Source organism: Mesorhizobium sp. WSM4845 (assembly GCF_055811455.1).
In genome coordinates this window covers 1-760 of record NZ_JBVVQA010000093.1, presented here as the reverse complement: position 1 = coordinate 760, position 760 = coordinate 1, and the positions used below count along the sequence as shown (strand labels likewise).

The following is a 760-nucleotide window of genomic DNA, read 5'->3' as shown; positions in this document are numbered from 1 at the left end:
GGCCCTCGCGAAAATCTCGCCCGGCCGGCGATCGATCCTCTCTTTCGGTCGGCCGCATGCAGCTATGGAGCTCGGGTCATTGGCGTCCTCCTCTCTGGCAGCCTGTCCGACGGCACCTCGGGCCTCCGCGCGATCAAGGCCGTCGGGGGGGTAACGGTGATCCAAGACCCGCAAGACGCGGCCGTACCAGACATGGTTCGGAGCGCCCAGCGCCATGTCGAAATCGACCATTTAGTGCCGATCGCCGGAATGGGCGACCTGTTGGCCCGGTTGGCCTCCGAGCCCGCCGGCGAGACGCTTCCTGTTCCACCGGGGGTCCGGCTGGAGGCGGCAGTCGCTGCTCAGGAGCACTCTGCCATGTCGAATGAAGATCGCCTCGGCGAACTTTCGTTGTTTGTATGTCCGGAATGCCACGGTCCTCTATGGGAGATCGAGGACGGCGACATGCTTCGCTACCGATGCCACACTGGGCATGCCTTCACCTCGGACGCGATGCTCGAGGCCCAGTCGGCCGAGACTGACCAGATATTGTGGAGCTTGCTGCGCGCGCATCAGCAGCGGGCGGCATTCACCCGGCGAATGGCCGACCGGGAAAGTCAGTTGGCCCGCGTTGAGATGGCTGCAAAGCTGCAGGAGCGGTCGAGAGAATATGAAGCGGACGCCGAAGTGATCGAACGAATTCTCGAAAGCAGGCGGGGCACAGTGGCAGAGAATGGCGCGACCACGAAACAAAACTGATCGGCCTTGCCGGACGCTTCGG

At 63.6% G+C, this 760-nt stretch carries 1 protein-coding gene; it reads left to right on the top strand.

Annotated elements, in window-relative coordinates:
- The coding region (locus tag AC0L2C_RS34145; protein ID WP_473525528.1) for a chemotaxis protein CheB at positions 1 to 738 on the top strand (738 nt) is incomplete at its 5' end.
- Positions 739 to 760: the final 22 nt, after the last annotated feature.